The organism is Paracoccus sp. NIOT.M2S5SZ12, assembly GCF_057748165.1.
The window spans coordinates 14,692-41,254 of record NZ_JBYLFR010000008.1 but is presented as its reverse complement, the minus strand read 5'-3'; the positions used below and the strand labels follow the sequence as shown (position 1 = coordinate 41,254).

Below are 26,563 nucleotides of genomic sequence, written 5' to 3'. Positions count from 1 at the left end.
CATGCGGACGGCGCTGGTCACGGGCGGGGCGCAGGGCATCGGGCGCGGCATCGTCACCCGCCTGCGCGCCGATGGCTGGCGCGTCGCGGTGATGGATCGCGACGCCGAGGCGCTGGAGGAGATCGGCGCATCCGACCCGGGTCTGCTGGCGCTGCACGCCGATGTCGGCATCGAGGCCGATGTGGAGGGCGCGCTGTCCACGCTGCGCGGTTGGCTGGACGGGGCGGGGCTGAACCTGCTGGTCAGCAATGCGGGCATCGCCGATCCGGTCAGCGGCCCGATCGAGGATCTGTCGCTGGAGCGCTGGCGGGCCTGGCAGGACAGCCATGTCACGGGCACCTTCCTGACGATCCGCGGCTGCGTGCCCCTGCTGCGCGCCGCGCGGGGCAGCATCGTGACGATGGCCTCGACCCGCGCGCTGCAGTCGGAGCCGGATACAGAGGCCTATGCCGCCGCCAAGGGGGCGCTTGTCGCGCTGACCCATGCGCTGGCCGTCAGCTTGGGACCGGCGATCCGCGCGAACTGCATCCTGCCGGGCTGGATCGACACGTCGCTGGCGCGCAAGGCCGCCGACCGGCACCCGCCGGACCTGTCGGAGACCGACCATCGGCAGCATCCGGTCGGGCGCGTGGGGCGGGTGGACGACATCGCGGGGCTGGTCGGGTGGCTTGCCTCGGACGAGGCGGGCTTCGTCACCGGGCAGCGCTTCGTGGTCGATGGGGGGATGAGCGTCCGGATGATCTACGCGGACTGATCCCGCGGAAATAAAAAAGGCCCCCGGACGGAGGCCTTTCGCGTTTCGGGGGCGTAGGTCAGATCAGCTTGCCCATCGCCACGGCCGTGTCCGACATGCGGTTCGAGAAGCCCCATTCGTTGTCGTACCAGGTCAGGATGCGGACCATGCGGCCCTCCATGACCTTGGTCTGATCCATGTGGAAGATCGACGAATGCGGGTCGTGGTTGAAGTCGGTGGAGACCAGCGGCTCCTCGGTATAGCCCAGCACGCCCTTCAGCGGGCCGTCGGCCGCGGCCTTTATCGCGGCGTTGATCTCGGCGACCGAGGTGTCGCGGCTGGCCTCGAACACCAGGTCCACGACCGAGACGTTGGGCGTCGGCACGCGGATGGCCACGCCGTCCAGCTTGCCCTTCAGCTCGGGCAGGACCAGGCCCACGGCCTTGGCGGCCCCGGTCGAGGTCGGGATCATCGACAGCGCCGCGGCGCGGGCGCGGTACAGGTCCTTGTGCATCGTGTCCAGCGTCGGCTGATCGCCCGTATAGCTGTGGATCGTGGTCATGAAGCCGCGATTGATGCCGATCGTGTCGTTCAGCACCTTGGCCACCGGCGACAGGCAGTTCGTGGTGCAGCTGGCGTTCGAGACGACCAGATCGTCCTTGGTCAGCGTGTCGTGGTTCACGCCATAGACGATGGTCTTGTCGGCATTGTCGCCCGGCGCCGAGATCAGGACGCGCTTGGCGCCCGTGGACAGGTGCGGCTGGACCTTCTCCTTGGAGGTGAAGATGCCGGTGCATTCCATGATGACGTCGATGTCGCCCCAGGGCAGTTCGGCCGGGTTGCGGATCGCGGTCACCTTGATCGGGCCGCGGCCCACGTCGATGCTGTCGCCCGACACCGTGACCGTGGCCGGAAAGCGGCCATGCACGCTGTCATAGCGCAGCAGGTGGGCGTTCGTCTCGACCGGGCCGAGGTCGTTGATCGCGACGACCTCGATATCGGTGCGGCCGGATTCGACGATTGCGCGCAGGACGTTGCGACCGATCCGGCCGAAGCCGTTGATGGCGACCTTGACTGCCATGGGTATCCCTCTCGAGCAGGTGACGGTTGCGCATGCTCTAGCGCGGCGGCGGTCGCGATGCAAATGCCGAAAGGCCGACCGTCAGCGCCAAAAGCTGAGATATTCGATCAGCCCGTCCATGCCGCGGGCCACCGTCAGGGGCAGTCCGCAGCCCAGCCAGACGGCATCCACCGCAAAGGCCGCAGCGATCAGCAGCAGCAGGGCAATCGCGATCCTGTTCGTCATCAGCGCCTCCGGGACGCCTCGTTATCGCGCAGCGCCGCCCGGCGGGCAAGACGGCTCATTCGTCGTCTTGGGGCATCTTCAGCACCAGCTGGCCGTCCTCCTGCAGGCGGCGGATGGCCGAGACGACCTCGGTCATGGCTTCCTCGACATCCTTGGCGCGGGGCTTGCCCAGGGCCTCGCGCTCCTCGCGCAGGCCGTCGGACATGCGCTGCGACAGGTTGGACAGGATGAAGTCGGCGGCTATCGCGTCCGCCTCGGACGGGGCGGCCAGGGCGCGCACCAGCGTCGCCTGGTCCAGCTCGCGCACGATCTTGGGTACGTCGCGCGGCTCGATCCGGGCGGGGATGTGGGCGAAGATGAAGATCGCCTTGCGCACCCCGTCGGCGAATTCCACGTCGCGTTCGTCCAGTGCGCCCAGCACGTCGTCGCGCAGATCGGCGGTGGCGAAGTTCAGGATCGCCCCCATCCGGTCGGTCGCGGGCGTGGCGATGGCGGGCTTGGGCAGCGCCTCGGCCGCCTGCAGCAGCACGAGGCCCACCCGCTTGAGCGCCGCCGGCGTGACGCCCGATGTCATCGACATGGCCTGGGCCACGACGCGCGCCCGCTCGCGCGGGAGGGCTAGAAAGGTGGCGGAGGCGGCCTCGACCGGCAGCTTGGACAGCATCAGCGCCACCAGCTCGACCGATTCGGCATTGGCCAGCGCGATCAGCGCGTCCTTGGGCAGGGCGCAGAGCCGCGCCCAGGGGTCGGACTGTCCGGTGATGGCGGCGGTGCGCCGCAGCGCGTCGGTGCTGTCCTCGGACAGGCGCTGGCCCAACATGGCCAACGTGCCGTCCAGACCGCCCGGAAAGGTCACGCCCACCGATTCCAGCCGGTCGCAGAATTCGGTGATGACCGCGTCGCGGGTGGCGCGGTCGATCAGCTCCATCCCGGCCATCTCCTGCGCCAGCAGGGTCTGGGCGCCGCTGTCCAGCCGGTCCAGGCCCGCGACCTCATCGTCGTCCAGCAGAAGCCGCACGATCACCGCCGCCTTCTGCCGCTGATTGAGACCCGTCTGGCTTGTCATGGCACCCTCCGTCATCGCGTCGTCGGACAGGATGCCACCACAACCCTAACGGAAGGTTGACTTATTCCCGGAAATCACCGCGGCGCGGCGCCGAAGACGCGCGCGAAGATCGTGTCGACATGCTTGGTGTGATAGCCCAGATCGAACTTCTCCTCGATCTCGGCGGGGGACAGGGCGGCGGTGACCTCCGGGTCGGCCAGGAGCTCCTCGCGGAAATCGGCGCCCTTCTCCCAGACCTTCATGGCGTTGCGCTGCACCAGGCGATAGCTGTCCTCGCGCGACACGCCCGCCTGCGTCAGCGCTAGCAGCACCCGCTGCGACATCACCAGGCCGCGGAACTTGTTCATGTTGGCCAGCATGTTGTCGGGATAGATCACCAGCTTCTCGACCACGCCCGCCAGGCGGTGCAGAGCGAAGTCCAGCGTGATCGTGGTGTCCGGCCCGATCGCGCGCTCGACCGAGGAATGGCTGATGTCGCGCTCGTGCCACAGCGCCACGTTCTCCATCGCCGGGATGACCGACATGCGCACCAGGCGCGCAAGGCCCGTCAGGTTCTCGGTCAGGACCGGGTTGCGCTTGTGGGGCATGGCCGAGCTGCCCTTCTGGCCGGGGCTGAAGAACTCCTCGGCCTCCAGCACCTCGGTGCGCTGCATGTGGCGGATCTCGATGGCGATGTTTTCGATCGAGGAGGCGATCACGCCCAGCACGGCGAAGAACATCGCGTGGCGGTCGCGCGGGATGACCTGGGTGCTGATCGGCTCGGGGCGCAGGCCCAGCTTGGCGCAGACATGCTCCTCGACCGCCGGGTCGATATTGGCGAAGGTGCCGACCGCGCCGCTGATCGCGCCGGTCGCGACCTCCTCGCGCGCGCGCTCCAGCCGGTCGCGGCCGCGGGCCATCTCGGCATAGAAGCGGGCGAAGGTCAGGCCCATCGTGGTCGGCTCGGCGTGGATGCCGTGGCTGCGGCCGATGCGGACGGTGTCCTTGTGCTCATGCGCGCGGGCCTTCAGCGCGGCCAGGACCCGGTCCATCCCCGCCAGCAGCAGGTCGGAGGCGCGGACCAGCTGGATGTTCAGCGTGGTGTCCAGCACGTCGCTGCTGGTCATGCCCTGATGGACGAAGCGCGCGTCGTCCGCGCCCACATGCTCGGCCAGATGGGTCAGGAAGGCGATCACGTCATGTTTGGTGACGGCCTCGATCTCGTCGATGCGGGCCACGTCGAACTGGACATCCTTGGCGCGCCAGACGGCCTCGGCATTGGCGCGCGGGATCACGCCCAGATCGGCCTGCGCGTCGCAGGCATGGGCCTCGATCTCGTACCAGATCTTGAACTTGCTCTCGGGGGACCAGATGGCGACCATTTCGGGGCGGCTGTAACGCGGGATCATGGCGGGCTCCTTTCGCTGCGGGGGGCATAGCCGCGCGGGGGGGCGGGGGCAAGTTTTCATCACGGCCGCGTCAGGGGCGCGGGAACATTCCCCGCGCCCGGCGGGTTCGGTGGCAACAGTCCAGCCAACCGACCGGAGAGATCCATGCGCCGCCCCCATCACCCGAACCCGCCCCATTCCCCCCGGACCGAGGCCGAGCGCACCAGCCACACCCGCTTCGGCCCGCGTCCCGTGCCCACCGGCCAGCGCCCCGCCCATGCCGGCAGCCCGGCGGCGGAGGCCGGGACCACGGCCAAGGTGATCGTCTGGACCGGCGTCGCCTTGGGCGTGGCGGGCGTCACCGCCGCCGCCGCGATCCTGGGCCGCAAGCTGGCCGGGACCGACACCGACAGCGACCACCGCCCGCACGGCCCCGCCGTCGCGCCGCGCTTTGCCGCGCTGGACGAGGAGGAGCGCGAGGCGATGCGCCGACGCGTCCGCGCCCAAGACCGCGAGGACCGCGAGCGTGCCGCGCGTCTGCGGGCCGGGGCGTCGCGCGGGCGTCGCGGCAACATGGCTAAGGACCTGACCCGCACCGCGACCGAGCTTTCACGTGGCCTGACCGGAGTGGCCGAGTCGCTGACCGGGGCCTTCACTGCGTTTCGGGGCGTGTCGTCGCAGGCTACCTCGATCGTGAGCGATTTCGTGGCCGCCGCCGATCAGCTGCGCGCGATCCTGAACGGCGCGCCCGGACCGCAGCCCGTCCAGCCCCGCGACCGCGCCGCCCGGCCGCAGGATGATCTGCCGCATGTTTGAGGCTGACTGGGCGCGGCACGCATGACACGACCCATCGGCATCCGCGCGGCCCTGTTCGGGCCGCTTGATCCCGCGACACGCGCGCGCTTCGGACTGGACGAGGCGCGCGATGCGGCACCCGTGCCGGGCCTGCGCGACCTGCGTCGCGACGACTTGCTGACCGTCGCCAAGGCCACGATCCGGCAGATCGGGGAGGATCGCGTCACCTCGGTCGCGGGCGGGGTAACGTTCTTCGGGCTGCTGTCGCTGTTCCCGGCCATCACCGCCTTCGTGTCGCTCTATGGGCTTTGGGCCGATCCGCTGACCATCCAGACCCATCTGGCGCTGCTGGAGACGCTGCTGCCGGCCAGCGCGCTGGACATCATCCGCGCGCAGGTCGTGGCCATCGCCTCGGCCTCGACCGGGGCGCTGTCGCTGGCGGGCGTGGTCGCGCTGCTCTTGGCCTTCTGGTCCGCGAATGGCGGGATGAAGGCGCTGCTCTCGGCGCTGAACGTCGCCTTCTTCCAGCGCGAGACGCGCAGCTTCGTGCAGCTGAATGTGGCCGCGATGTGCTTCACGGTGGGCGGGCTGGCGATGATCGCGATGATGCTGGCGGTGATCGCCGTCGTCCCGATCGTGCTGCGCCTGCTGCCGATCGGATGGGGGGCCGAGACAGTGCTGGCCGTCATCCGCTGGCCGCTGATGCTGGGCCTGCTGATCCTGGGTCTGGCGGCGGTCTATCGCTGGGGACCGGCCGCGCCCAAGTCGCGCTGGCGCTGGATCTCTCCGGGCGCAGTCATCGCGGGGCTGGCGCTGGTGGTCACGTCAATGCTTTTCTCGTGGTACGCGGTGAATTTCGGCAACTACAACGAGACCTATGGTTCGCTGGGCGCGGTCGTGGCATTGATGACCTGGCTCTGGCTGAACGCGATGATCGTGCTGGTCGGGGCCGAGATCAATTCCGAACTGGAGCGGCATCTCAAGCACATGGCCGGTGTGCCCGACGACCGCCCCCTTAAGCCGGAGCGCGCCTGACCATGTCGCCCTATCTGCCCCTCGTCCTCGCCATCGTGCTGGAGGTCGTGGGGACCTCGCTGCTACAGCGGTCCGAACAGTTCTCGCGGCTGATGCCCACCATCGGCATGGCGCTGTGCTATCTGGCCAGCTTCTATCTGTTGTCGGTCAGCCTCAAGGCGCTGCCCCTGGGTGTGGCCTACGCCATCTGGAGCGCCTGCGGCGTGGCCCTGGTCGCAGTGATCGGGCTGGTGGTCTTCGGCCAGCGGCTGGATCTGCCCGCGGTCGTGGGGCTGGCGCTGATCGTGGCGGGCGTGGTCGTGATCAACGTCTTCTCCCGCACCGTCGGGCATTAACGCTCGGTCAGCTTCAGCTCGATCCGGCGGTTCAGGGCACGGCCTTCGGGCGTGTCCTCGGGCGCGATGGGGCGGGTGTCGGCAAAGCCCGTGGGCGCCAGCCGCGATGCTGGAAAGTTCAGCCCGTCCGACAGATAGCGCACGACCGCCAGGGCCCGTCCCTGGCTCAGCTCCCAGTTGTCGGCATAGCGACCGGTCCCCGACAGGGGCAAGCTGTCGGTATGGCCGTCCACGCGGATGATCCAGTCGATCTCGGGCGGGATCTCGTCGGCGATATCGGTCAGCAGGGCGGCCAGCCCCGCGATCTGTTGCTGTCCGGCCTCAGACAGGGTGGCCTCGCCCGGCGCGAACAGCACCTCGGACTGGAAGACGAAGCGGTCGCCAACCACGCGCACCCCTTCGCGGCCCTGCAGGATCTGCGACAGGCGGCCGAAGAATTCGGAGCGGTAGCGCGCCAGGTCCTGCGCCTCGGCCTCGGCACGACGGCGCGCCTCCTCCTCCAGGCCCAACCGGGCGCGGGTCTCCTCGGCGGCGCGCACCAGCGCGGCGTTCAGCTGCTGACCCAGGTCCGAGACGCGCAGCTCGGCCTCGGCCTGCTGGTCGCCCGCCGTGTCCAGAAGCGCCTGCAGCGAGCCAAGCTGCGCACGCAACTGCGCCACCTGCTCGTTCAGGACCGCGACGCGGCGCTGGCCGTCCTGGGCCAACTCCTCCTGCTGGCTCAGCGCGCCCTGCGCCGTGGCCAGAAGCGCCGCCCGCCGCTCGGCCTCGGACAGCGCGCCATCGGCGCGGGCCACGGCCTCGTCGCGCGCAGCATTGGCGGCGGCCAGCAGGGTCAGCGTCTCCTCCGCCGCGCGCCGCTGCTCCTCCAGCGCCAGCGTCATCGCGGTCAGTTCGGCATCCGCGCCCTCCAGCCGCTCGCGCAGCAGGCGGGCGGCCTCGGCCTCGGCCAGACGCGCCGCCTCGGCCTCGCTCAGCAGGGTCTGCTGCTCGGTGCCCTTGGCGCGCAGGTCGTCGGCCAGCGCCTGCAGCGCATCGGCGCGGGCGGCGGCCAGACGCGCGGCCTCGGCCTGGGCGTCGGTCTCTCTGCGGTCTTGGGCCAGCGCCAGTTCGGCGGCCGTGGCCTGCCGCCCGGTCTCCTCCAGGCGGCCCTCCAGCGTGGCGACCTGCTGCCGGTCCGTCGCGCGTTCGGCCAGAAGCGCCGCGACCTCGGCCTCGAAATCGGTCAGCCGGCTGCGGGCCTGGGTCAGCTCGGCCTCGCCCGTGGCCAGCTGGCTGGTCAGGCGCGCGATGCGGGCGGCGCGGTCGCGCGCCTCGGCCTCGGCGCGGGCGGCGCGCTCGGCCTCGGTCTCCAGCGCGCGGTTCAGCTGGGCCTCGCTGTCGCGGGACTGGCCCAGGGCCTGACCCAGGGCCGCGACCTGCGCGCCCAGCTCGTTCAGCTGCCGGTCCTGGCGCGAGATCACCTCGCCCTGATCGGTGATGGTGCTGCCCTGGCTGGTGATCTCCTCGCGCAGCACGCCCTGCACCACGGTGAAGATGGTCAGCACGAACATCAGCACCAGAAGCAGCGCCGTCATCGCGTCCACGAAGCCCGGCCAGATCGAGGCCGAGAAGCGCTGCGCCGACGATCCGCGCGACAGCCGCATGGTCAGACCCCGGATCGGTTGAGGATCGGGTCCGCGGCCAGGCGCGCATCCGAGAAGGGATCACCGAAGCGCGCCGCGCGGACCGCCCGCGTCAGGACCAGGATGTCCGACCGCAGCTCGGCCAGCATCTCGTCGCGGCCCTCGGCCATGTCGCGGGTCATCCGCTCCAGCGCCGCCTCCAGCCGCGACAGGTCCGGCGTGGCGGGGCGATGCTCGGCCAGCCGCGACAGCGCCTGCGCCAGCCGGTCCTGCTGCGCGGCGGCTGCGGCACGGTCGGCCTGCACCTGATCGACCAGCGCCTCCACCGCCTGGGCCATGACCACGACACGCTCATCGGCCATCAGCGCGGTCTCCTCGCGCAGGCCCTCGCGTTCGCCGTGATAGCGCTGCATGCGGTCCATCTGCGCAGCCATCTGCGTCAGGAACCCGGCCAGGGCGGCCTGATCGACCGCCTCCCCGTCGCCCAACTCGACGCCGAGGCGGGTGAAGCCCGACAGCCACTCCTCCAGCTCACGATAGAAGCGGTTCTGCCCATGGGTCACGAACAGCTCCAGAAGGCCCACGACCAGCGATCCCGCCAGACCCAGAAGCGAGGAGGAGAAGGCCGTGGCCATGCCGCCCAGCTGCGATTCCAGCCCGCTCATCAGGTTCTCGAACAGGTCCAGCCCGCTTTGCCCGTCCTGCGGCGACAGGGCGCGGATTGTGTCGACGACGGCGGGGATCGTGGTCGCCAGACCGTAGAACGTGCCCAGAAGACCCAGGAAGATCAGCAAGTTGGCCAGATAGCGGGTGATGTCGCGCGCCTCGTCGATGCGCGTCGCGACGGAATCCAGGATCGAGCGCGCGGAGCTGGCCCCGATCGCCCCGCCCACCGGGCCGCGCGAGCCCAGCAGCGCCGCCAGCGGTGCCAGAAGGCGGGGGGCGGCGTCGTGACCCTCCGGTCCGTCGGTCCCGCGGCGGCGTGCGGCAAAGCGTTCGATCCAGCTGACCGAGCCGACCAGCTGCGCGACCTGCCAGAAGCAGCCCAGAACGCCCAGGGCAAAGACCGCCAGGATCAGCCCGTTCAGCCAGCGGTTCGCGTCGAAGATGGACAGGATGCGTCCATAGGCGAACCAGCCGCCGGCCAGCACCAGCCCCATCACGGTCAGCATCATCAGGATCTGGCGGACGGGCTGCGAGAAACGGGGCGACCCGGTCTCGGCCATCAGCGCCTTGTCGCGCGTGGCCGCGAGGCGCCGGTTCGTCAAGGTCAGCCGCGAGGGCGGCTGCCTGTCGCCATTGGTCGGATCGCTCACCGGTAAATCCCCGCCCCGTCGCTGCTTTTGGCCGACTGTAGGATGGGGCGGGTCACTTGCCAAGCGTTCCGGCGAACGCGCTTAACCGGCGGGGGGCAGAAGGGCGCGCACGGCGCGGGCCAGATCGTCCAGGTGATCGTCCGGCATGCCGATCCGGCTGAGATGGATGGCGGTGTTGAACAGGTAATCGGCATTCGGGCCGCGCCCGCCCTGCGCCGCGGCGATGATGCGGGCCTGCTCCTCCAGGGGCAGGCCGCCCGCATATTGCCAATGGTCGCGCCGCATCACATAGGCCAGCGCGCGAACCTCGCGCCCGTCTTCCAGCGCGACGGGCAGCACCGCCTCGCGATAGGCGTCGGTGACCAGCTCGCGCGCGCGCAGATCGGCCAGGACGCGATCATGGTCACGCGGCTTGATGCGCAGGGCCAGGCCCTGGCACAGCGCGCCCTCCTGCGGATCGAGGCCCAGCACCAGCCCCGGCAGGTCCTCGGTGCCGCGATGCTGGATGGAGCGCAGGCAGAAGCTGCGCGCAAAGCCCGCAAGCGTCGCCTTGACGCTCTCCGCCGGGGCGAAGCCCGGGTTCCAGATCAGCGACCCGTAACCGAAGATCCAATCTATCCGTTCCATTCGCGCCCCTTTCGGCCCACAACTTAGGGCAGCATTATCACGGACGGAAGGGCAGGGCGGACATGCGCGGAGCGATCATCGGGGCGGTTCTGGCAGCGGCGGTGGGTGTGGGCGGCTGGCTGGGCGCCGAGAGCCTGGCCAGCCGGCAGCTGGCGGCGGCGATCGCCGCCGATCCGGCGCTGGACGCGGCCGAGATCCGCCCCCTGCGCGATCCGGCCCGCCTGGGCGTGGCGATGCGCGATCTGCGGCTGGAGGACCCGGCGCTGGGTCTGCGCCTGCCCCGGGCGGCGCTGTCGCTGCGACCGCTGTCGCCCCTGACGGCACGGCTGGACCTGCCCGAGGCCCTGACGCTGGTCCGGGAGGGGCAGGAGCGGCAGCTGGGCCTGTCCGACCCGGTCGCATGGGTCGAACTCGCGCCGCTGAACGGGTTCTCGCCGCGCGCGATGCAGGTCTCGGCGCGCGATCTGACCCTGGACGGGCAGCCGCTGGCAGGTGGGCTCAGCCTGGACGCCGATCTGGTGCCGCTCGGCGCGCAGGCGCCTCGCGCCGCGCGGGCGGCCTATGACGTGACGCTGGAGCTGGAGGAGGGGCAGACCGCCGCGCTGGAGAGCCTGGGCCTCGGGGCAGGGCTGCTGCCGGGGCCGGTCGCGGGATCGGGGACGGTGCGGCTGTGGCTGGACGGCACGCCCGTGCCGAACGCACCCGCCCCGCAGGTCGTCGGCTGGCAGACGCCGGGCCTGGAGATCGCCGCGGGCGGGATCGCGCTGCGCCTGGTGGGGCGGCTGGCGCGCGACGCGCAGGGCCGCGCCGAAGGGCAGGTCGCGCTCTATTCGGCCGATTCGCAGGCGATGATCGACATGGCGGGGGCCTTGGGGCTGATCCCCGATGGTGCGCGCCTGCTGATCCGCGCCGGTCTGTCGAGGCTCTCCGAGGCACCCATCGACACCGCGCTGCCCGGCCCGGCCTTTCCGGACCCGGCAGAGGGAGAGCTGCGCCTGCCCGTCATCTTCCGCGACGGGCAGGTCGTGCTGGGCGGCCTGCCGATCGGCCCGGCGCCGGCCTTCTAGGCGGCGCCGTCCGGCACGGGCGCGCGGGCGCCGGGGGTGCGGCCGAAATCGGGCGCCTCGGTGTCCTGCCCGGCCTCGATGATGCCGCGGCGGATCGCCCGGGTGCGGGTGAAGTAGTCGTGCAGCTGCTGGCCGTCGCCCATCCGGATGGCGCGCTGCAGCACGAACAGCTCCTCGGTGAAGCGGCCCAGGATGTCCAGCGTTGCCTCGCGGTTGTGCAGGAACACGTCGCGCCACATGGTCGGGTCGCTGGCCGCGATCCGGGTGAAGTCGCGGAAACCGGCGGCGGAATACTGGATCACCTCCTCGCCGGATACCCGGCGCAGGTGGTCGGCCACCCCCACCATGGTATAGGCGATCAGGTGCGGCGCATGGCTGGTCACGGCCAGGACCAGGTCGTGATGGGGGGCGTCCATCCGGTCGGTCTTGGCCCCCATCGCGGTGATCAGCCGGTCCAGCCGCGCCAAGGCGTCGGGATCGGTGTCGGGCAAGGGCGTCAGCAGCCACCAGCGGTTGCGGAACAGGCTGGCAAAGCCCGCGCGCGGGCCGGAATGTTCGGTCCCGGCCAGGGGGTGGCCGGGGATGAAATGCACGCCCTGGGGCAGGTGCGGGGTCACGGCATCGATGACGGACTGCTTGACCGAGCCCACATCGGTGACGGTCGCGCCGGGCGCCAGATGGGGCGCGATCTCGGCCATGACCTCGGCCATGGCGCCGACGGGCACGGCCAGCACGACCAGATCCGCCCCCGCCACCGCCTCGGCCGCGCTGTCGCAGACCTCGCAGAGGGCGATCTCGCGTGCCGTGTCGCGGGTCCGGGCGCTGCGGGCAAAGCCGGTGATGCGGCCCGCAAGCCCCCCCTCGCGCATGGCATGGGCCATGGACCCGGCGATCAGGCCCAGCCCGATCAGGGCGACCTTGTCATAGACCTGCGTCATTGCCCGCGCCCCTGCATGAACCGGCCCAGGCAGTCCAGGACGCGGGTCACGGCCTCCTCGTCGCCCACGGTGATGCGCAGGGCGTCGGGCAGGCCGTATCCGCCCACGCGCCGCACCAGGATGCCCTCGGCCCGCAGCGCCGCATCGGCGGCGGCGGCCGTGTCGGGGCCGTCGAACCGCGCCAGCACGAAATTGGCGAAGCTCTCGTCGCAGCCGATGCCCATCTGGATCACCGACTGCCGCATCCGCTCGCGCATCCGCGCGTTCAGCGCGATGCAGCGGTCGGTGAAGTCGCGGTCCAGCACGGCGGCGCGGGCGGCCTCCATCTGGGCATTGGAGAGGTTGAAGGGCTGGCGGATGCGGTTCAGCACGTCGATGACCTCGCGCGCGGCATAGCCCCACCCGATGCGCAGCCCGCCCAGGCCATAGGCCTTGGAGAAGGTCCGCGTCATGATCACGTTCGGATGCCGGTCGACCAGCGATGCGCCCCCGTCGAAGCCGTCGGCGAATTCGGTATAGGCCCCGTCATGCACGAACAGCACCTGCGGCGGCAGGCCGTCCACCAGGCGCTGCAGCTCGTCCGCGCCCAGCATGGTGCCGGTGGGATTGGCCGGGTTCGCGATGAAGACGACGCGCGTGCGTTCCGTCACGGCGGCCAGGATCGCGTCCACATCGACGCGGCGCGTGTCCTCCGGCACCGTCACCGGGGTCGCGCCGACCATGCGCGCCAGGATAGGATACATGGAGAAGCCGTGTTCGGTGGTGATGACCTCGTCGCCCGGACCGGCAAAGGCCTGGACCACGAACTGCAGCACCTCGTCCGAGCCCACGCCGCAGATGATGCGGTCGGGGTCCAGCCCGTGAACCTGCCCGATGGCCGCGCGCAGGCCCGCGTGATCGGTCGCCGGATAGCGGTGCAGATCGCCCGCCGCGCGGCGGAAGGCCTCCTGCGCCGCGGGGCTGGGGCCAAGCGGGTTCTCGTTCGACGACAGCTTCAGCACGTCGTCGCGCCCGGCCAGCGTGCTTTCGCCGCTGACATAGAGCGCGATATCCATGATGCCGGGCTGCACGGGGGTCTGGGTCATGGGGTCCATCCTTTGTCCGCGCCCGGTTTAGTGCCCGGTCACCGACAAGGAAAGCCCCCAAACCGCCGCGGATGCCCGGTCAGAAGAAGACGAAATCACCCTCGTCCAGGCGCAGGTGATCGACCCCGGTCAGCACGATGCTGTCCGCGCCGAAGCGGATCACCGTATCCGCGCCCCGGTCGATGATGCGCAGGTCCGCCATGCCCTCCGCGCCCCCTTCAAAGACGATGCTGTCGGTCCCGGTCCGGAAGTCGACGATCCGGTCCGCGCCGGAACCCGCGCGGAACACGAAGGCGTCCGAACCCGCGCCGCCGCGCAGCACATCCGCACCGGTGCCGCCGTCCAGCGTGTCGTTGCCCAGCCCGCCGTCCAGCCGGTCGCGGCCCGCCCGCCCGGCCAGGATGTCGTCGCCCGCGCCCCCTTCCAGCAGGTTGGCACCGGCGGTGCCCGACAGGCGGTCGTCGCCGCCACCGCCGCGCAGGTTCTCGACCCCGGTCACGGCGACGGACCCGCCGGCAAAGCGCTGGACCGATGTCAGGGCCAGGTCCACGGTCACGTCCGCCGTGGTGGCCAGGCGCAGCGTGTCGATGCCCGCGCCGCCGATCACGACATCCGCACCGCGCCCCGCGATCAGCAGGTCGCTGCCCGCCCCGCCGTTCAGCGTGTCGTTGCCCAGGCCCCCGTCCAGGACGTCGTTGCCCGCATCGCCCTGCAGCCGGCCGTTGCCCAACCCACCCTCCAGCCGGTCCGCGCCCGCGCCACCGGACAGCCGGTCGTCGCCGCCGAGGCCGCGGATCAGGTCGTTCCCCGCCAGCCCCGAGACCACGTCGCGCCCCGAGGAGCCGGTGATCTGGTCGTCCCCGGCCATGATCGTGCGCCAGACCGACAGATAGTCGCCGCGTTCGAACAGGGCGGCAATGTCGATGACACCGGGCGCGGTCGAGATCAGGAAGTCGGACATGGTCACCACGGCGCGACCGTCCTGCGTCAGGCGAAGGGCGTCGGCACGGTCGAACCCGGCCCCGTCGATGGCGACGCGATAGCCGTCGGCATAGTCGATCCACTCCTCGTCGCCGCCGAAGCGGCCTTCGCCGAAGCGGGTGGGAATGGTCAGGTCAAAGGATCGGTGCAGACGAATGCGGGCCATGATGGCGCTCCGGTTGGATGCAATGCCGCGACGCTAGCGGGTCGCGGCCGCAAGGCCAGAATCGAATGCATCGAATGCAATGAAAAAGGGCCGCATCCCAAGATGCGGCCCCGAGGAATGCGGTGCGGCGAAGATCAGTTCTTCGCGTAGAATTCGACGACCAGGTTCGGTTCCATCTGCACGGCATAGGGGATGTCGCCCAGGGCCGGGGTGCGCACGAAGGTCGCGGTCATCTTGTTGTGGTCGACTTCCAGGTAGTCCGGAACGTCACGCTCGGTCAGGGCGACGGCTTCCAGCACGATGGCCAGCTGGCGCGAACGCTCGCGGATCGAGATGACGTCGCCTTCCTTGACGCGGTAGGAGGCGATGTTCACGCGCTGACCGTTGACCTGGATGTGGCCGTGGTTCACGAACTGGCGGGCGGCCCAGATGGTCGCCACGAACTTGGCGCGATAGACGACGGCGTCCAGGCGGCGCTCCAGCAGGCCGACCAGGTTCTCGCCGGTGTCGCCGCGGATCCGCTCGGCTTCGGCATAGATGCGGCGGAACTGCTTCTCGGTCAGGTCGCCGTAGTAGCCCTTCAGCTTCTGCTTGGCGCGCAGCTGGGTGCCGAAGTCCGACAGCTTGTTCTTGCGGCGCTGGCCGTGCTGGCCGGGGCCGTATTCGCGGCGGTTGACGGGCGACTTGGCGCGGCCCCAGATGTTCTCGCCCATGCGGCGGTCGAGCTTGTACTTGGCAGACGTGCGTTTGGTCACGGCTGATCTCCTTCATGCAGTTGCGAAGGGCGTTGTCCTTTGACCAGGGGCCTTGCGATCCAGGGTCCGACAGGGTTCCCCTTGCGGGGTCCACCAACACCAACGAAGCGTGCCGTATAGACGCGCGGGCGCCCGTGTCAACCGCAATCGGCCTAATCCAGCGCGCCGTCGGGCTGGAAGAAATGCGACAGGGGCAGGCCGGCGGCGCCCAGGATGCGCGCGCTGCGCCCCAGGCTGCCCTCCAGCACGGTCGGGCGGTCGATGCCGGCGGCGGGCATGGCCTCCAGCGCCCGGCGCGTGGCTTGGGCCAGGCGCGCGCGGGTGGCGGGGGGGACCGCGCCGTCGATCACGACCAGCGGCAGATCGACCAGCGCCACCGCCGACATGGCCGCGAAGGCCAGCGCCCGGCCCGCCTCCTCGGCCCAGTCCGCCTCGATGTCGGGGGGCACGTCCCAGCCCGAATCGTCGGGCGGCAGCGAGCGTCCGATCCGCGCCTCCAGCGCCGAAACCGAGGCGCGGTCCAGCAGCTGCCCGCCCCGCGCCCCCGGCACGGGCACCGGCATGGAGCCGAGCGCGCCCGCATTGCGGGTCGGCCCGTGGCGCAGGACCCCGTCCAGTACGATGCCGCCGCCGGCGAAATGCGCGATGTAGATGTGGATGAAGTCGCGGGGCAGGGCGGTCGTGCCGAAGACCAGTTCGGCCCCGCAGGCGGTGGTCGCGTCATTGTCCAGAAAGACCGGATAGGGCAGGCCCGCGGCCAGGTCGGCCCGCAGGTCCTGCCCGCTCCAGTCGGCCATCTCCTGTCCCCAGTCCCACAGCCGATAGGGGGTGGCGATGCCCAGGCCCATCAGCCGCGCCCGCTGCGCGGGGCTGAGCGAGGCGGTCAGCGTCTCCAGCCCCTGGCGCGCGAAGGCCAGGATGCGGTCGGGGCGGGGATGGGCGTGGACCTCCTGGCGGTGCATGCGCACCCGGCCCGCGAAATCGACCAAGGCCAGCTCCGCCAGCCTGCGGCCGATCTTGAGGCCCAGGAACCATGCCCCGTCCGCGGCCAGGGCCAGCGGCACCGAGGGCTGGCCCACCTTGCCGCGCACGACCTCCTCGGCCTCGAGGAAGCCTGCCGCCATCAGCTTGCGCGTGAGGTTGGTGATCGACTGCGCGGACAGCCCGGTCAGCTGCGCCAGGGCCGCGCGCGGCATCGGCCCGCGACGCCGGATCAGCGACAGGATCACGCGCTCGTTCCGGCTGAGCCAGCCGGGGGCGTCACGGTCTAGGGGCATGAATTCCGTCCTCCTGAAATGCATTAATCAACATGATTGATTTATTGACAAGTCGATTCTTCTGGTGCTTTCTAAGCGCAAGACGGCCGAGGAACCGTCGTGCTGGAGGAGTTAGTCAAGTGACCATCAAGACCGTTTTCCGCGCATCCGTCGCGGTGTCCGCGCTTGCCCTGTCGGCAGGCTTCGCCCAAGCCCAGGAGCCGACCAAGGCCTGCCTGATCACCAAGACCGACATCAACCCCTTCTTCGTGAAGATGAAGGAGGGCGCCACCGCCAAGGCCGAGGAACTGGGCGTGGAGCTGATGACCTTCGCCGGCAAGGTGGACGGCGACCACGAGACCCAGCAGCAGGCCGTGGAGAGCTGCATCGCGGCGGGCGTCAAGGGCATCCTGATCGCGGCCTCGGACACCAAGGCCATCACCGATTCGCTGGGCCAGGCGCGCGAGGCGGGCATCCTGGTCATCGCGCTGGACACGCCGCTGGACCCGATCGACGCGGCCGACGCGACCTTCGCCACCGACAACCGCGAGGCGGGCCGCCTGATCGGCGCCTGGGCCGCGGGCACGATGGGCGAGGCCGCGGCCGATGCCAAGATCGCGATGCTGGACCTGTCGGCCAGCGCGCCGTCGGTCGACGTGCTGCGCGACCAGGGCTTCCTGGAGGGCTTCGGCGTGGACGTGAAGGACGAGAACGTCATCGGCGACGAGGATGACGCCCGCATCGTCGGCCACGAGGTCACCTCGGGTAACGAGGAGGGCGGCCGCCAAGCCATGGAGGCCCTGCTGCAGAAGGACCCGGGCATCAACGTCGTCTATACGATCAACGAACCCGCCGCGGCCGGTGCCTATGAGGCGCTGAAATCCTTCGGCTTGGAGGAGAACGTGCTGATCGTGTCCGTGGACGGCGGCTGCCCCGGCGTGCAGAACGTCCAGGAGGGCGTGATCGGCGCGACCTCGCAGCAATATCCGCTGCTTATGGCGTCGATGGGCGTCGAGGCGATCGCTGCCTTCGCCGCCGACGGAACCAAGCCCGCGACCAGCGAGGGGCTGGATTTCACCAATACCGGCGTGAACCTGGTGACCGGCGCCCCGGTGGACGGCGTGGCCTCGATCAGCGTCGAGGACGGCCTCGCGCAGTGCTGGGGCTGAGGCCCTCCGTCATTCCGACATGATCCGGCCGATGGCGGACCCTCCGCCATCGCCCCTTCGCCACAGCCACGGAGCCGTCGATGTCCGACACCCCCGATCCCGTGGTCCCGCGCAACGCGAATGAAACGGTCGCCCGCTTCGACCATCGCGACCGCAGCGCGCTGGACCGGGTGCAGCATTTCCTGCACCAGTATCCCACCATGGTTCCGGTCATCGTGCTGGTGCTGTCCCTGCTCGCTTTCGGGCTGATTTCCCCCAATTTCTTCTCCGCCTTCAACCTGTCGCTGATCCTGCAGCAGGTCGCGGTGGTGGGCACGCTGGCGGCGGCGCAGTCGCTGGTCATCCTGACCGCCGGGATCGACCTGTCGGTCGGCGCGGTGATGGTGCTGATCTCAGTCGTGATGGGAAACCTTGCCGTGAACTCCGGCATCCCGGTGCCCATCGCCATCGTGATGGGCCTGGCCTGCGGCGCGGCGACCGGGGCGCTGAACGGGCTTCTGGTGACGCGGCTGAAGCTGCCGCCCTTCATCACCACCCTGGGCACCTGGAACGTGTTCCTGGCGCTGAACTACTACTATTCGGGCCGCGAGACGATCCGCAGCCAGACGCTGGACACCGAGGCGCCGCTGCTGAAGTTCTTCGGCGAGCGCTTCAACCTGGGCGGTGCGGTGCTGACCTACGGGGTCGTGCTGATGCTGATCGTCTTCGCGGTGCTGTATTACGCGCTCTACTACACGGCCTGGGGACGGCGGGTCTATGCGGTGGGCGACGATCCGGAATCGGCCGCGCTGGCCGGCATCCAGACCAAGCGCGTGCTGCTGTCGGTCTATGTCGTGGCGGGCGTCATCTGCGCGCTGGCGGCCTGGTCGTCCATCGGGCGCGTCGGGTCGATCAGCCCGACCTCCTTCTTCGAGGCGAACCTGGAATCGATCACGGCCGTGGTCATCGGGGGGATCTCGCTCTTCGGCGGACGCGGGTCCATCGTGGGGCCGCTGATCGGGGCGCTGATCGTGGGCGTCTTCAACTCCGGCCTGCGGCTGGCGGGTGTGGACGTGCTGTGGCAGCTGTTCGCGACCGGCTGGCTGATCATCTTCGCCGTCGCCGTCGACCAATGGATCAGAAAGGTGTCGTCATGACCCAGCCTTTGCTTTCCGCCCGCAACCTGGTCAAGCGCTATGGCCGGGTGACCGCGATGGACCATGCCGATTTCGACCTGTATCCCGGCGAGATCCTGGCGGTGATCGGCGACAACGGCGCGGGCAAGTCCAGCCTCATCAAGGCCATCTCGGGCGCGGTGCGCCCGGATGAGGGCGAGATCCTGCTGGAGGGTAAGCCCGTCAGCTTCGACAGCCCGCTGGATGCGCGCAAGATGGGGATCGAGACCGTCTATCAGACGCTGGCCCTGTCGCCCGCCCTGTCGATCTCGGACAACATGTTCATGGGGCGCGAGATCCGCAAGAAGGGCATCATGGGCCAGTGGTTCGGGATGCTGGACAAGCAGGCGATGGACGAGTTCGCCCGCAAGAAGCTGACCGAGCTGGGCCTGATGACCATCCAGAACATCGCCCAGCCCGTCGAGACCCTGTCGGGCGGCCAGCGCCAGGGCGTGGCGGTCGCGCGGGCCGCGGCCTTCGGCAGCCGGGTGATCATCCTGGACGAGCCGACCGCGGCCCTGGGCGTCAAGGAGAGCCGGCGCGTGCTGGACCTGATCCTGGACGTGCGCTCGCGCGGCATCCCGATCGTGCTGATCAGCCACAACATGCCGCATGTGTTCGAGGTGGCCGACCGCATCCACATCCACCGCCTTGGCAAGCGCCTCTGCGTCATCAACCCCAAGGAGCATTCCATGTCGGATGCAGTGGCCTACATGACCGGGGCCAAGGTTCCCGATCGCATCGCGGCCTGAGCCTTGCGTCCCGCGACGGGCCGGGGGGCCAGCCCCCCGGACCCCCCGGCGTCGCGCAGAGCCGCTCGCCGCCCTCAGTCCCGCAGGCCGCGCATCAGCGCCCAGGCCAGTGCCGAGCAGACCAGCGTCGCCACCACCGCCGGAACGGCAGTGCCGTCGTAGAGCAGCCCCACGGGCGCCGCAATCAGCACCGCGGCCAGTGTGGACAGCGCCGCGACGATGGAGGCCGCCATCCCCGCGATATGGCCCATCCGCTGCAACGCCAGCGCGTTCAGGTTGCCGAAGGTCACCCCGGCCATGAAGAACACGCTGACCGCCCAGAAGAAGAACAGCGCGAATTCCGCCGTGGGCGGCAGGACCCCGGAGAGGATCAGCGCCAGCGTCACGGCTGACACGACCGTCTGCATCACATAGGCCCATTTCGCGATCCGCCGCATGCCGAAGCGCATGACGAAAGTCGCGTTCAGCACCGTGCCCGACCCCGACAGCAGCGCCATGGCCGCGAACCACAGGTGGAAGTTCTCGCCCCGGCCGTAGGTCTCTCCGAAGAGCTGCTGCGCGGAGGAGAGGAGGCCGAACATCTGCCCGAAGCCCAGGGTCAGGACCAGGGTCGCCAGCATCACCTGGCGGTCCGACAGGACCTCGCGCGCGGCGGCGGCCAGGGTGGTCAGGCGCAGGGGGCGGCGGGCGGCGGGGGGCAGCGTCTCGGCCTGGCGGAGGTTCAGCCACAGCGCGCCGACCAACGCGAAGGCGATGAACGCCAGGAACACCCCGTGCCAGTCCGAGATCGCGATGATCCCCGCGCCGAGCGTCGGGGCCACGGCGGGGATCATGATGAAGATCATCAGCACGAAGCTGCTGATGCGGGCCATCTCGCGGCCCTCGTAGAGGTCTCGGACCAGCGCCAGCCCGACGATGCGGGGACCCGCGGCGCCCAGGCCCTGCACGAAGCGCGCGACCAGCAGGAACTCCAGCGACTGCGCATAGATCGCGGCGATGGTGGCGGCGATGTAGATCGCGAAGCCCGCGGTGATCGTGCGCTTGCGGCCGAAGGCGTCCGACAGCGGGCCGGCGAACAGCGTGCCCAGACCCATGCCCGCGACGAAGGTCGTCAGGATCAGCTGGGCGCGGTTGACGTTGTCGGGGGTCAGGTCGGCGGCGATGTCCGGCAGCGCCGGCAGCATCGCGTCGATCGAGAAGGCGATGGTGGCAAAGAGGAAGGCCAGCATCGCGATGAATTCGGGCAGGGGCAGGCGGCGATGGGCCGCGAGCCCCGGAAGGGTGGCATCGGTCATGGGGGTCACCAGTTGGGTTCGACCCCGCTGATAGCGCAACCTTGCAGAGTCTGCAAGTTATCCGTCGCGCGTGCCCATCAGATCGTCGATCACCTGCTGCCACAGCGCGGCGGGCTGGGCGCCGCTGACCGCGTGTGTGTCGGCCACGATGAAGGTCGGCACGGCCGATATGCCGCGCTGACGCGCATGGGCCTCGCGCCGGGCGACCTCGTCGCGGTCCGCGTCGGAGGCCAGCAAGCGGGCGGTGACGGTGCCGTCCATGCCCGCGGCGACGGCGATGTCGGTCAGCACGGCGGGGTCGCCGATGTCGCGGCCCTCCAGCCAGTGGGCGCGCAGCAGGCCCTCCATCACGCGGTTCTGCGCATCCTCAAGCCCGGCCCAGTGCATCAGCCGATGGGCGTCCGTCGTGTCGGGCTCGCGCGGCGAGGGGTTCAGCGCCAGCCCCAGCTGGGCGGCGCGTTCGGCCAGCGCGCGCCCGGCGGCCTCGGCCTGATCGCCCAGCTTGGCGCGCAGATAGGCGACGCGGTCCATGCCCTCGCGCGGCATGGTCGGGTTCAGGCGGAACGGATGCCAGGTGATCGCGAAGGGATGGTCGGGGCGGCTGTCCAGCGCGCGGTCCAGTTCGGTCTTGCCGATCAGGCACCACGGGCAGACCGGGTCGGCAAAGATGTCCAGGCGGGTCATGGTCGCCTCCCTTGGGCGCGCGATGCGCCGGGTCTTTGGAATGGAAAAAACGGCCCGCGCGAACGGGCCGTCCGGATCGCGCGCGAGGGCGGGATCAGAGCAGTTTGAGGTCGCTGGCCGAGGCGCGGCCGTCACGGCCCGACTGAAGCTCGAACGCGATCTTCTGGTTGTCCTGCAGGCCGGTCAGGCCGGCGCGTTCCACGGCCGAGATGTGCACGAACACGTCCTTGCCGCCGTCGTCCGGCGCGATGAAGCCAAAGCCCTTGGTTGCGTTGAACCACTTAACCGTTCCGGTCGCCATAACCGTATTCTCCTTCAAGTCATCCCGACGCAGGATTGCGCCAGGCCGTGCAGCCCGCTTTCGGTCTTCCGGCTGCCCAAGAGGGAGGCGGTAGAAAGTCTTCGCTCACGCGAGTGAGAGGATGCCCGAATCGCCGCAAAAGGCAAGAGTCAAACGCGGCTCCCGTCGTGCCGCGTTTGACGCAGGCGGCGATCAGCGCAGGTCCGGCGGCGTGGCCTCGGCCGCCAGGTCGGTCACGACCTGGTCCAGGGGCAGGGTGCGGCTGCCCTGGGCGTCCAGGCGGCGCAGCGAGACGGTGCGCTCCTCGACCTCCTTCATGCCGATGGCCAGGATCGCCGGGACGCGGCCGACGGAATGTTCGCGGACCTTGTAGTTGATCTTCTCGTTGCGGATGTCGGCCTCGGCGCGGATGCCCTGCGCACGCAGCGCCGCCACGACCTCATGCACATAGCCGTCCGCATCCGACACGATGGAGGCGACCACCACCTGGCGCGGCGCCAGCCAGAAGGGCAGCTTGCCCGCGCTGTTCTCGATCAGGATGCCGATGAAGCGCTCGAAGCTGCCCAGAACGGCGCGGTGCAGCATGACGGGGCGGTGCTTGTGGCCGTCCGCGCCCACATATTCCGCATCCAGCCGCTCGGGCAGGTTGGGGTCCACCTGAAGCGTGCCGCATTGCCAGTCGCGCCCGATCGCGTCGGTCAGCACGAATTCCAGCTTGGGGCCATAGAACGCCCCCTCGCCGGGAAAGATCGTGTAATCGTGGCCCGCGGCCTTGCAGGCATTGCCGAGGGCGGCCTCGGCGCGGTCCCAGCTCTCCTCCGATCCGATGCGCTTCTCGGGGCGGGTGGACAGCTTGATGCGCCAGCCCTCGAAGCCCAGATCGGCATAGATGCCCGCCAGGAAGTCGATGAACTTCTTGGTCTCGGCCTCGATCTGGTCCTCGGTGCAGAAGATGTGGGCATCATCCTGGGTGAAGCCGCGCACCCGCATGATGCCATGCAGCGCGCCCGAGGGCTCATAGCGGTTGCAGGAGCCGAACTCGGCCATGCGCAGCGGCAGGTCGCGATAGGATTTCAGGCCGTGGTTGAAGATCTGCACGTGGCAGGGGCAGTTCATCGGCTTGAGCGCGTTGATGGTCTTGGTCTTGGCATGTTCCTCATCGACCTCGACGATGAACATGTTTTCCTGATAGTTCTCCCAGTGCCCTGATTCCTCCCACAATTTGCGGCTGACGACCTGGGGCGTGTTGACCTCGACATAGCCGTCGGCGCGCTGCTTGCGGCGCATGTAGTCCTGCAGCGTGGTGTAGATGTTCCAGCCGTTCGGGTGCCAGAAGATCTGGCCCGGGGCCTCCTCCTGCATGTGGAACAGGTCCATCTCGCGGCCCAGCTTGCGGTGGTCGCGCTTGGCGGCCTCCTCCAGCATGGTCATGTGCGCCTTCAGCTCATCGCGCGACCGGAAGGCCACGCCGTAGATGCGCTGCAGCATGGGCCGCGTCGCGTCGCCCAGCCAATAGGCGCCCGCGATATGGGTCAGCTTGAAGGCGTCGGCGGGCAGCTGGCCGGTCGATTGCAGATGCGGGCCGCGGCACAGGTCCTGCCAGTCGCCGTGCCAGTACATGCGCAGATCCTCGCCCTCGGGGATGCGGGCGATCAGCTCGAGCTTGAAGGGCTCACCCGCCGCCTCGTAATGGGCCACGGCGCGGGCGCGGTCCCAGACCTCGGTGCGGACGGGCTCTCGGGCGTTGATGATCTCCTTCATCTTGGCCTCGATGGCGCCCAGATCCTCGGGCGTGAAGGGCTCCGCCCGGTCGAAGTCGTAGAACCAGCCATGGTCGCGGACCGGGCCGATGGTGACCTTGACGTCCGGCCAGATCGCCTGCACCGCGCGGGCCATGACATGCGCGAAATCGTGGCGGATCAGCTCCAGCGCCTGCGCCTCGTCCTTCATCGTGTGGATGGCGATGGTGCCGCTGGCGGTGATGGGCCAGGCCAGGTCGATATGGCGACCGTCCAGGCTGGCCGAGATGGCGCGCTTGGCCAGGCTGGGCGCGATGCTCTCGGCGACCTCGGCGGCGGTCACGCCGGCGGCATAGTCGCGCGCATTGCCATCGGGAAAGGTGAGGGTGATCTGGGACATCTTGTCCTCCTCGTCGGTTTGGCGCCCACGGAACGCCCGGTTGCGGGTTATGGTCGGGCAGGCATGGACGTGCCCGCGCGATTAGTCAAGATTGCCGCAGCAATGGGGGTCGTTCATGCGCCACGCCACCGATTTCGAGGAACAGCTGTTCGAGACCCTGGTCGAGGACCCGGAGACCGACGGCGGCCTTTCGGACGCCCAGCAAGCGGCCGAGCCGCGCAACTTCCTGCGCCACATCCTGTCCCTGGCGGCCTCCAAGCTGGGCGACGGGCTGGTCGATGCGAAACTGGTCCTATCCTGGCTTCTGACCCATCTGGGCGCGGGCGCAGGGGTGATCGGCCTACTGGTCCCGGTGCGCGAGGCCGGATCGCTGCTGCCGCAGCTGTTCACGGCGGGGGCGATCGGCGCGCTGCCGCGGCGCAAATGGGCCTGGGCCGCGGGCAGCGTCGTGCAGGGCCTCGCAGCGCTGGCCATCGCGGGGATCGCGCTGACGATGGAGGGGCCCGCTGCGGGGGCGGCCATCATCGCCGCGCTGGCCGTGCAGGCCCTGGCGCGGTCGGTCTGTTCGGCCAGCTACAAGGACGTGCTGGGCAAGACCGTGGGCAAGTCGCGGCGGGGCGCCGCCACGGGCTTCGCCAGCAGCGTCGGCGCGGCGGGGGTGATCGTCTTCGCGGGCCTGCTGCTGTGGCAGCCCGTGGACCGGGCGGCGCTGGTCATCGGCGCGGTCGCGCTGGCGGGGGCGGTCTGGATCGCGGCGGGCGCGATCTTCGCCACCCTGGACGAGGAGCCGCAGCCGCGCGAGGAGGTGCTGAGCCTGTCGCAATCCCTGGGACAGCTGCGCCTGGTGCGCGAGGACGGCCAGCTGGCCCGGTTCATCATCGCGCGGTCGCTGCTGGTCGGATCGGCCCTAGCGCCGCCCTATCTGCTGGTGCTGGCCGCGGCGGGGGACAGCGACCGGCAGCTGGGGCTTCTGGTGCTTGCCTCGGCGCTGGCCTCACTGCTGTCCTCCTGGGTCTGGGGGCGGATGTCGGACCGCTCGGCCCGGCGGGTGCTGATCTGGTCGGGCGTGTCGGGGGCGCTGGCCTTGAGCGTGGCGCTGGCGCTGGCGGCGATGGGGCTGGCGCAGGCGACGGGGGCCATCGCGGTGGTTCTGTTCGGGCTGATGATCGCCTACCACGGGGTGCGGCAGGGCCGGACGACCTATCTGGTCGACATGGCCCCCGACGATCAGCGCGCGGCCTATACGGCGGTGTCGAACCTGGTCGTGGGGGTGGTGCTGCTGGTTGCGGGGGCGGCATCGGCCGCGCTGGCCTTGCTGGGCGCGGCCTGGGCGGTCGCGGCCTTTGCGCTGGCATCGGGCTTGGGGGCCTGGGTCGCATGGGGATTGGACGAGGTGAGCGAATGACGGATTTTCTGACGACGCCGCAGGGACGGCGCATCGCCTATGAACGGCTGGAGGGGCAGGGTCCCGGCATCGTCTTTCTGGGCGGGTTCCGGTCAGACATGCGCGGCTCCAAGGCCGCGTTCCTGCACGAATGGGCGGCGGCGCAGGGGCGGGCCTTCCTGCGTTTCGACTATTCCGGCCATGGCGAAAGCGGCGGCCTGTTCGAGGAGGGCTGCATCGGCGACTGGTCGGCGGACGCGCTGGCCGCGATCCTGGCGCTGACCGAGGGGCCGCAGATCCTGGTGGGCTCGTCCATGGGGGGCTGGATCAGCCTGCTGATGGCACGGGCGATGGCGGACCGCGTCGCGGGCCTGGTGACGATCGCGGCCGCGCCGGATTTCACCGAACGGGGTTTTTACGCCGGGTTCTCCGAGGCGGAGCATGCCGCGCTGCTGCTGGACGGCAAGGTGGAGCGTGCCAGCGAATACGGCGCGCCGCTGGTGCTGACGCGCCGTCTGATCGAGGATGGCCGCGACCATCTGGTGCTTGACCGGCCGCTGACCCTGCCGATGCCGGTGCGGATGCTGCAGGGCACGGCGGACGCGGACGTTCCGGTCAGCTGGGCCATGGACCTGCTGGACCATGCGTCGGGCGGGGATCTGCGGCTGACCCTGGTCAAGGGGGCCGACCATCGCTTTTCCACGCCCGACTGCCTGTCGCTGATCGCCCGGACGGTCGCGGAGATCGGTCAGAACGTCAGGCTGTAGTGGTCGCCCATGTCGGGCTTGTGGCCGGTGATCTTGGACTTGGCGATCTCATAGAGGAAGGACAGGCTGCCGCCGGTGGCCCAGACCTCGGCCTCGTCCAGATCGAAGCGCAGCAACTGGACGTCGGGGTCCTGCTTGCCGTCCTCGAACCAGCTGGAGGCGACGGCGTTCCACAGCTCGTCCAGCTTGACGCTGTTGTCGGACAGGGACAGCTGGCCGTGGATGCGCGCGTAGAGGCCCTGGCCTGCGTCGCTGACGACGTGGATCGCGGGCTGGGCGCCCGAGGCCACGCTGCGCGCCAAGTCGGTGTCGCGGGCGGTGATGAACCACAGGACATTGGCCTTGCGGTCGGTGTAATGCGACATCGGCACCAGGCGCGCATCATGGGTCAGGCCCAGCATGCCGCTGTTGATGTCGTCCAGGCGGCTCCAGAACTGGTGGTTGTGGTCGGTCATCGTGGATCCTTTC

The 26,563-nt window shown here is 69.9% G+C and carries 27 protein-coding genes; 10 read left to right on the top strand and 17 right to left on the bottom strand.

Features of this window, described 5'->3' with window-relative positions:
• Position 1 precedes the first annotated feature (1 nt).
• Positions 2–754, top strand: coding sequence for an SDR family oxidoreductase (locus tag AC2SGK_RS09015; protein ID WP_488323242.1), 753 nt, complete (start codon positions 2–4; stop codon positions 752–754).
• A 58-nt stretch (positions 755–812) separates the two neighbouring features.
• Here the strand turns inward: AC2SGK_RS09015 and gap are convergent, their stop codons facing one another.
• From gap to purB, 4 genes are all read right to left on the bottom strand, one after another.
• Positions 813–1,814, bottom strand: a complete 1,002-nt coding sequence (gap, locus tag AC2SGK_RS09010; protein ID WP_488323241.1) for a type I glyceraldehyde-3-phosphate dehydrogenase — start codon at positions 1,812–1,814, stop codon at positions 813–815.
• A gap of 81 nt (positions 1,815–1,895) precedes the next feature.
• Positions 1,896–2,039 (bottom strand): hypothetical protein, encoded by a 144-nt coding sequence (locus tag AC2SGK_RS09005; RefSeq protein WP_488323240.1) that lies wholly within the window; start codon positions 2,037–2,039, stop codon positions 1,896–1,898.
• Positions 2,040–2,094: 55 nt separating this feature from the next.
• A complete protein-coding gene (locus tag AC2SGK_RS09000; protein WP_488323239.1) occupies positions 2,095–3,105 on the bottom strand; it encodes a FliG C-terminal domain-containing protein in 1,011 nt (336 codons plus the stop codon).
• A gap of 74 nt (positions 3,106–3,179) precedes the next feature.
• Positions 3,180–4,493, bottom strand: coding sequence for an adenylosuccinate lyase (purB, locus tag AC2SGK_RS08995; protein WP_488323238.1), 1,314 nt, complete (start codon positions 4,491–4,493; stop codon positions 3,180–3,182).
• 144 nt (positions 4,494–4,637) lie between these two features.
• Here purB and AC2SGK_RS08990 point away from each other — a divergent pair, with 144 nt between their 5' ends.
• Genes AC2SGK_RS08990 through AC2SGK_RS08980 form a run of 3 tightly spaced genes read left to right on the top strand, consistent with a single transcriptional unit; the run spans position 4,638 to position 6,637 of the window.
• Positions 4,638–5,288, top strand: a complete 651-nt coding sequence (locus tag AC2SGK_RS08990) for a hypothetical protein (RefSeq protein WP_488323237.1) — start codon at positions 4,638–4,640, stop codon at positions 5,286–5,288.
• 21 nt (positions 5,289–5,309) lie between these two features.
• Positions 5,310–6,302 (top strand): YihY/virulence factor BrkB family protein, encoded by a 993-nt coding sequence (locus AC2SGK_RS08985; protein WP_488323236.1) that lies wholly within the window; start codon positions 5,310–5,312, stop codon positions 6,300–6,302.
• Between the two features lie 2 nt (positions 6,303–6,304).
• Complete coding sequence (locus AC2SGK_RS08980; RefSeq protein WP_488323235.1) at positions 6,305–6,637, top strand: SMR family transporter; 333 nt, start codon at positions 6,305–6,307, stop codon at positions 6,635–6,637.
• On the opposite strand, the gene AC2SGK_RS08975 is transcribed toward AC2SGK_RS08980, so the two are convergent.
• The 3 genes from AC2SGK_RS08975 to AC2SGK_RS08965 all read right to left on the bottom strand — a co-directional run bounded on the left by AC2SGK_RS08975 (position 6,634) and on the right by AC2SGK_RS08965 (position 10,202).
• Positions 6,634–8,280, bottom strand: coding sequence for a peptidoglycan -binding protein (locus tag AC2SGK_RS08975; RefSeq protein ID WP_488323234.1), 1,647 nt, complete (start codon positions 8,278–8,280; stop codon positions 6,634–6,636). The genes AC2SGK_RS08980 and AC2SGK_RS08975 overlap by 4 nt on opposite strands.
• 2 nt (positions 8,281–8,282) lie before the next feature.
• Positions 8,283–9,485 (bottom strand): biopolymer transporter ExbB, encoded by a 1,203-nt coding sequence (locus AC2SGK_RS08970; RefSeq protein WP_488323356.1) that lies wholly within the window; start codon positions 9,483–9,485, stop codon positions 8,283–8,285.
• A 171-nt stretch (positions 9,486–9,656) separates the two neighbouring features.
• Positions 9,657–10,202, bottom strand: coding sequence for a gamma-glutamylcyclotransferase (locus tag AC2SGK_RS08965; RefSeq protein ID WP_488323233.1), 546 nt, complete (start codon positions 10,200–10,202; stop codon positions 9,657–9,659).
• 62 nt (positions 10,203–10,264) lie between these two features.
• Between AC2SGK_RS08965 and AC2SGK_RS08960 the strand changes: the two genes are divergently transcribed.
• The gene (locus AC2SGK_RS08960) at positions 10,265–11,269 is read left to right on the top strand and encodes a DUF2125 domain-containing protein (protein ID WP_488323232.1); all 1,005 of its coding nucleotides are present in this window, start codon (positions 10,265–10,267) and stop codon (positions 11,267–11,269) included.
• Here AC2SGK_RS08960 and AC2SGK_RS08955 read toward each other — a convergent pair.
• The 5 genes from AC2SGK_RS08955 to AC2SGK_RS08935 form a co-directional block, all read right to left on the bottom strand.
• Positions 11,266–12,207 carry a prephenate/arogenate dehydrogenase family protein gene (locus tag AC2SGK_RS08955; RefSeq protein WP_488323231.1) on the bottom strand — a complete coding sequence of 314 codons (942 nt, stop codon included), beginning with the start codon at positions 12,205–12,207 and terminating at the stop codon, positions 11,266–11,268. The genes AC2SGK_RS08960 and AC2SGK_RS08955 overlap by 4 nt on opposite strands.
• Positions 12,204–13,292 carry a histidinol-phosphate transaminase gene (gene hisC / locus AC2SGK_RS08950; RefSeq protein WP_488323230.1) on the bottom strand — a complete coding sequence of 363 codons (1,089 nt, stop codon included), beginning with the start codon at positions 13,290–13,292 and terminating at the stop codon, positions 12,204–12,206. Before hisC ends, AC2SGK_RS08955 begins: the two co-directional genes overlap by 4 nt.
• A gap of 79 nt (positions 13,293–13,371) precedes the next feature.
• Entirely contained in the window at positions 13,372–14,439 is a 1,068-nt protein-coding gene (locus AC2SGK_RS08945; protein WP_488323229.1) for a calcium-binding protein, read from the bottom strand.
• Positions 14,440–14,573: 134 nt separating this feature from the next.
• On the bottom strand, positions 14,574–15,194 hold the full coding sequence (rpsD, locus tag AC2SGK_RS08940) for a 30S ribosomal protein S4 (RefSeq protein WP_045981180.1): 621 nt from the start codon (positions 15,192–15,194) through the stop codon (positions 14,574–14,576).
• A gap of 152 nt (positions 15,195–15,346) precedes the next feature.
• The gene (locus AC2SGK_RS08935) at positions 15,347–16,471 is read right to left on the bottom strand and encodes an ROK family transcriptional regulator (RefSeq protein ID WP_488323228.1); all 1,125 of its coding nucleotides are present in this window, start codon (positions 16,469–16,471) and stop codon (positions 15,347–15,349) included.
• Positions 16,472–16,590: 119 nt separating this feature from the next.
• Between AC2SGK_RS08935 and AC2SGK_RS08930 the strand changes: the two genes are divergently transcribed.
• From AC2SGK_RS08930 to AC2SGK_RS08920, 3 genes are all read left to right on the top strand, one after another.
• Positions 16,591–17,619 carry a substrate-binding domain-containing protein gene (locus AC2SGK_RS08930; protein WP_488323227.1) on the top strand — a complete coding sequence of 343 codons (1,029 nt, stop codon included), beginning with the start codon at positions 16,591–16,593 and terminating at the stop codon, positions 17,617–17,619.
• An 80-nt stretch (positions 17,620–17,699) separates the two neighbouring features.
• Positions 17,700–18,755: an ABC transporter permease gene (locus tag AC2SGK_RS08925; protein WP_488323226.1), complete on the top strand. Its 1,056-nt coding sequence runs from the start codon at positions 17,700–17,702 to the stop codon at positions 18,753–18,755.
• Complete coding sequence (locus AC2SGK_RS08920; protein WP_488323225.1) at positions 18,752–19,525, top strand: ATP-binding cassette domain-containing protein; 774 nt, start codon at positions 18,752–18,754, stop codon at positions 19,523–19,525. Before AC2SGK_RS08925 ends, AC2SGK_RS08920 begins: the two co-directional genes overlap by 4 nt.
• A gap of 74 nt (positions 19,526–19,599) precedes the next feature.
• On the opposite strand, the gene AC2SGK_RS08915 is transcribed toward AC2SGK_RS08920, so the two are convergent.
• The 4 genes from AC2SGK_RS08915 to thrS all read right to left on the bottom strand — a co-directional run bounded on the left by AC2SGK_RS08915 (position 19,600) and on the right by thrS (position 23,944).
• Positions 19,600–20,820: a multidrug effflux MFS transporter gene (locus tag AC2SGK_RS08915; protein WP_488323224.1), complete on the bottom strand. Its 1,221-nt coding sequence runs from the start codon at positions 20,818–20,820 to the stop codon at positions 19,600–19,602.
• A 57-nt stretch (positions 20,821–20,877) separates the two neighbouring features.
• Complete coding sequence (locus tag AC2SGK_RS08910) at positions 20,878–21,504, bottom strand: DsbA family oxidoreductase (protein WP_488323223.1); 627 nt, start codon at positions 21,502–21,504, stop codon at positions 20,878–20,880.
• Positions 21,505–21,598: 94 nt separating this feature from the next.
• Positions 21,599–21,805: a cold-shock protein gene (locus AC2SGK_RS08905; protein WP_410218251.1), complete on the bottom strand. Its 207-nt coding sequence runs from the start codon at positions 21,803–21,805 to the stop codon at positions 21,599–21,601.
• Between the two features lie 192 nt (positions 21,806–21,997).
• Positions 21,998–23,944 carry a threonine--tRNA ligase gene (thrS, locus tag AC2SGK_RS08900; protein ID WP_488323222.1) on the bottom strand — a complete coding sequence of 649 codons (1,947 nt, stop codon included), beginning with the start codon at positions 23,942–23,944 and terminating at the stop codon, positions 21,998–22,000.
• A gap of 115 nt (positions 23,945–24,059) precedes the next feature.
• On the opposite strand from thrS, the gene AC2SGK_RS08895 reads away from it, so the two are divergent.
• Both AC2SGK_RS08895 and AC2SGK_RS08890 read left to right on the top strand, forming a co-directional pair.
• A complete protein-coding gene (locus tag AC2SGK_RS08895; RefSeq protein ID WP_488323221.1) occupies positions 24,060–25,349 on the top strand; it encodes an MFS transporter in 1,290 nt (429 codons plus the stop codon).
• A complete protein-coding gene (locus AC2SGK_RS08890) occupies positions 25,346–26,095 on the top strand; it encodes an alpha/beta hydrolase (RefSeq protein WP_488323220.1) in 750 nt (249 codons plus the stop codon). Before AC2SGK_RS08895 ends, AC2SGK_RS08890 begins: the two co-directional genes overlap by 4 nt.
• Here the strand turns inward: AC2SGK_RS08890 and AC2SGK_RS08885 are convergent.
• Positions 26,077–26,550: a pyridoxamine 5'-phosphate oxidase family protein gene (locus AC2SGK_RS08885; protein ID WP_488323219.1), complete on the bottom strand. Its 474-nt coding sequence runs from the start codon at positions 26,548–26,550 to the stop codon at positions 26,077–26,079. The genes AC2SGK_RS08890 and AC2SGK_RS08885 overlap by 19 nt on opposite strands.
• Between the last annotated feature and the right edge of the window lie 13 nt (positions 26,551–26,563).

Excerpts from the sequence above, each read along its gene's own strand:
- AC2SGK_RS08965 (WP_488323233.1), bottom strand. The coding sequence starts at position 10,202 with ATGGAACGGATAGATTGGATCTTCGGTTACGGGTCGCTGATCTGGAAC.
- AC2SGK_RS08945 (WP_488323229.1), bottom strand. The coding sequence starts at position 14,439 with ATGGCCCGCATTCGTCTGCACCGATCCTTTGACCTGACCATTCCCACC.
- hisC (WP_488323230.1), bottom strand. The coding sequence starts at position 13,292 with ATGACCCAGACCCCCGTGCAGCCCGGCATCATGGATATCGCGCTCTAT.
- AC2SGK_RS09015 (WP_488323242.1), top strand. The coding sequence starts at position 2 with ATGCGGACGGCGCTGGTCACGGGCGGGGCGCAGGGCATCGGGCGCGGC.
- purB (WP_488323238.1), bottom strand. The coding sequence starts at position 4,493 with ATGATCCCGCGTTACAGCCGCCCCGAAATGGTCGCCATCTGGTCCCCC.
- AC2SGK_RS08955 (WP_488323231.1), bottom strand. The coding sequence starts at position 12,207 with ATGACGCAGGTCTATGACAAGGTCGCCCTGATCGGGCTGGGCCTGATC.
- AC2SGK_RS08895 (WP_488323221.1), top strand. The coding sequence starts at position 24,060 with ATGCGCCACGCCACCGATTTCGAGGAACAGCTGTTCGAGACCCTGGTC.
- AC2SGK_RS08975 (WP_488323234.1), bottom strand. The coding sequence starts at position 8,280 with ATGCGGCTGTCGCGCGGATCGTCGGCGCAGCGCTTCTCGGCCTCGATC.
- AC2SGK_RS08985 (WP_488323236.1), top strand. The coding sequence starts at position 5,310 with ATGACACGACCCATCGGCATCCGCGCGGCCCTGTTCGGGCCGCTTGAT.
- AC2SGK_RS08890 (WP_488323220.1), top strand. The coding sequence starts at position 25,346 with ATGACGGATTTTCTGACGACGCCGCAGGGACGGCGCATCGCCTATGAA.
- AC2SGK_RS09000 (WP_488323239.1), bottom strand. The coding sequence starts at position 3,105 with ATGACAAGCCAGACGGGTCTCAATCAGCGGCAGAAGGCGGCGGTGATC.
- AC2SGK_RS08980 (WP_488323235.1), top strand. The coding sequence starts at position 6,305 with ATGTCGCCCTATCTGCCCCTCGTCCTCGCCATCGTGCTGGAGGTCGTG.
- AC2SGK_RS08960 (WP_488323232.1), top strand. The coding sequence starts at position 10,265 with ATGCGCGGAGCGATCATCGGGGCGGTTCTGGCAGCGGCGGTGGGTGTG.
- AC2SGK_RS08905 (WP_410218251.1), bottom strand. The coding sequence starts at position 21,805 with ATGGCGACCGGAACGGTTAAGTGGTTCAACGCAACCAAGGGCTTTGGC.
- AC2SGK_RS08990 (WP_488323237.1), top strand. The coding sequence starts at position 4,638 with ATGCGCCGCCCCCATCACCCGAACCCGCCCCATTCCCCCCGGACCGAG.
- AC2SGK_RS08920 (WP_488323225.1), top strand. The coding sequence starts at position 18,752 with ATGACCCAGCCTTTGCTTTCCGCCCGCAACCTGGTCAAGCGCTATGGC.
- AC2SGK_RS08885 (WP_488323219.1), bottom strand. The coding sequence starts at position 26,550 with ATGACCGACCACAACCACCAGTTCTGGAGCCGCCTGGACGACATCAAC.
- gap (WP_488323241.1), bottom strand. The coding sequence starts at position 1,814 with ATGGCAGTCAAGGTCGCCATCAACGGCTTCGGCCGGATCGGTCGCAAC.
- AC2SGK_RS08925 (WP_488323226.1), top strand. The coding sequence starts at position 17,700 with ATGTCCGACACCCCCGATCCCGTGGTCCCGCGCAACGCGAATGAAACG.
- AC2SGK_RS09005 (WP_488323240.1), bottom strand. The coding sequence starts at position 2,039 with ATGACGAACAGGATCGCGATTGCCCTGCTGCTGCTGATCGCTGCGGCC.
- AC2SGK_RS08935 (WP_488323228.1), bottom strand. The coding sequence starts at position 16,471 with ATGCCCCTAGACCGTGACGCCCCCGGCTGGCTCAGCCGGAACGAGCGC.
- AC2SGK_RS08970 (WP_488323356.1), bottom strand. The coding sequence starts at position 9,485 with ATGGCCGAGACCGGGTCGCCCCGTTTCTCGCAGCCCGTCCGCCAGATC.
- thrS (WP_488323222.1), bottom strand. The coding sequence starts at position 23,944 with ATGTCCCAGATCACCCTCACCTTTCCCGATGGCAATGCGCGCGACTAT.
- AC2SGK_RS08915 (WP_488323224.1), bottom strand. The coding sequence starts at position 20,820 with ATGACCGATGCCACCCTTCCGGGGCTCGCGGCCCATCGCCGCCTGCCC.
- AC2SGK_RS08910 (WP_488323223.1), bottom strand. The coding sequence starts at position 21,504 with ATGACCCGCCTGGACATCTTTGCCGACCCGGTCTGCCCGTGGTGCCTG.